This window comes from Longimicrobium sp. (assembly GCF_036554565.1).
Lineage (GTDB): Bacteria > Gemmatimonadota > Gemmatimonadetes > Longimicrobiales > Longimicrobiaceae > Longimicrobium.
On record NZ_DATBNB010000898.1, the window covers coordinates 1 to 2,385 of the forward strand.

At 71.7% G+C, this 2,385-nt stretch carries 3 protein-coding genes; all 3 read left to right on the forward strand.

All coding sequences use genetic code 11. The features are described 5' to 3' along the window. Window positions 1-51: 51 nt before the first annotated feature. Window positions 52-717, forward strand: coding sequence for a class I SAM-dependent methyltransferase (locus VIB55_RS25105; protein ID WP_331879438.1), 666 nt, complete (start codon window positions 52-54; stop codon window positions 715-717). Further along, window positions 714-1,970: a hypothetical protein gene (locus VIB55_RS25110; protein ID WP_331879439.1), complete on the forward strand. Its 1,257-nt coding sequence runs from the start codon at window positions 714-716 to the stop codon at window positions 1,968-1,970. Before VIB55_RS25105 ends, VIB55_RS25110 begins: the two co-directional genes overlap by 4 nt. 7 nt (window positions 1,971-1,977) lie before the next feature. Then, on the forward strand, window positions 1,978-2,385 hold a 408-nt coding region (locus tag VIB55_RS25115; protein ID WP_331879440.1), incomplete at its 3' end, for a glycosyltransferase.

Here is a 2,385-nt window from a genome sequence, read left to right on the forward strand (position 1 = left end):
CCCGGTGTCCGCCGACGTCCCGGGATGCCGACTGCCGTACCCGACGGTGCCATGAGCGGAATCGAAAATCATTACACCGGGGCCTCCGGCGAGCGCTACTTCGCGTTCCGCAGCCGCGGCTTCGGCACGGTGGCCCAGCAGCGGCACGCCGTGAAGTTCAGCGGATATTCCCGCCCCGACGCGGTGGTGCTGGATTTTGGCTGCGGGCCCGGCGGCGTGCTGGCCGAGCTTCCCGGCCGCGAAAAGATCGGGGTGGAGATCAACGAGCAGTCGGCGCAGCTGGCCCGCGACCGTGGCGCCCGCGTGGTGAACAGCCTGGCGGCCGTCGACGACCACAGCGTGGACCTGTGCATCTCGCACCACGCGCTGGAGCACCTGGTGCGACCGGACGAAGCACTGCGCGAAATGCTGCGCGTGCTGAAGCCGGGCGCGCGCGCCGTGCTGGTGGTTCCCGCCGAGTCGCCCCGCGAGCGCGGCAAGGACCGCTTTCGTCCCGACGACCTGCACAAGCACCTGTTCTGCTGGAACGCGCAGACTTTCGGCAACCTGGCCACCGCCGTGGGCTTCCGCGTGGAGGAGTGCACCGTGCGGGCGGCGGGCGAGTCGCACTACCTGCTCGCGCTCAAGGGCGTGCCGCCGGTGCACCGCCTGGCCCGCCGGGTGGTGGCGGCCATCCGCGACCGGTACGAGGTCTTCTGCGTGGCGACGGCGCCGTGAACGGAGCCGCCCCCATGCCCATGCCGGCGTTCGCCCCCCCGCCCGGCCGCGCCAGGGTGGCGGCCGAGGGGATCGCCGCCGGCCTGTGGTGGCTGTTCCTGCTCTTCAGCCCCGTCGCCGTGTTCCGCAGCGGCATGCCCCAGCCCGGCGACTGGATCGCGGCGCTGGTGGTGGCGCTGCTGGTGGCGTCGGGGCTGCTGCGGCGCTCGCTGCGCTTTCCCGCCGCGGCGCTGCGGCCCCTCCGGCCGCTGATGGTGTTCGTGGGGTACACGTTCCTCATCACCACCGCCTGGACGGTGTGGCTGGGGCGCGTGGAGATGATGATCTTTCCCATGTTCTACCTGTTCAACCTGTGCGTGCTGGCGGGCGGGCTGATCCTGCTGGCCGAGCGGGGCGCCGCCTTCCTGCGCACCACCGCCTGGCTGATCGCGGTGTCGGTGTGGGTGCAGGCGCTGATCCCCCTGTTCATTTCGCTTCCCGGGCACCACGGCGGCGTGCGCGCCACCCTGTTCTTCAACAACCCCAACCAGCTCGGCTACTACGCGATGCTGGCGGGGTGCATCTGCGCCGTGGCGTACAACAACCGCCTGATCACCCTGCGGGTGCTGCTGCTGACCCTGGTGTCGGCGGGGTGGCTGGCCATGCTGTCGCTTTCCAAGGCCGCCATGCTCTCCATCGCGGCGCTCATCGTCTTCCAGGTGGTGCGGCGCCCCGCGCTGCTGGTGCCCTCGCTCGCGGCGGTGATGCTGGGCGGGCCCGTGGTGGGCGCGCGGCTCATGGAGCTTCCGCAGGTCGAGCGGACCCTCACGCGGTTCGCGTCGATGGGCAAGCAGGACGACGACTCGCTGGCCGGCCGCGGCTACGACCGCATCGCGCAGAAGCCCGAGTACCTGGTGCTGGGCGCCGCCGAGGGCGCCTACGACCGCTTCGAGGCCATGGCCGAAGGGTCGGAGCTGCACTCGGCGCTGGGAAGCCTGGTGTTCTGCTACGGCATCATCGGCACGCTTTCGCTCAGCCTCTTCGTGCTGCGCACCTTCTGGCTGGTGTCGTTCTCCGACATGCTGGTGCTGGTGCCGGTGGTCTTCTACAACGCCACGCACCAGGGGCTGCGCTTCACCCACCTGTGGATCTTCTTCTTCTTCGTCCTGGGGGTGGGCACGCTGCGCGCGCAGGCGGCCGCGGCCGCGGAGGCGCCCCGGCCGGGCGCGCGCCCGGCGCGCCCGCGGATGCCCGTTCCCGCGTACCGGTACTGAGCGAGCCGTGAACGTACTGTACCTGATCGGCTATCCCTACCGGATGGCGGGCTCGCAGCGCCAGATCTTCGAGCTGATCGTGAACCTGCCGGCGTGGGTGCGGCCTACGGTGGCCGTTCCCGATCACGGCGAGGTGTACGAGGCCTTCGCGGCCGCCGGGGTGGACGTGGTGGTCGTGCGCCCGGGCACCCGCATGCTGCAGTACGGGCAGGCGCTGGTGCGCGCCCCGGCGGCGCGCCGCCTGAAGACCGCGGTCGCCGAGTGGCTGCCCTACACCCGCGACCTGGTGCGCCTGATCCGCGGCCGCGGCATCGACCTGCTTCACCCCAACGACATCCGCAGCGCGCTGATGGCCGGGGGCGCCGCGCGCTGGTGCGGCCTGCCCATCGTGGGGCACCTGCAGGGCCAGCGCGCC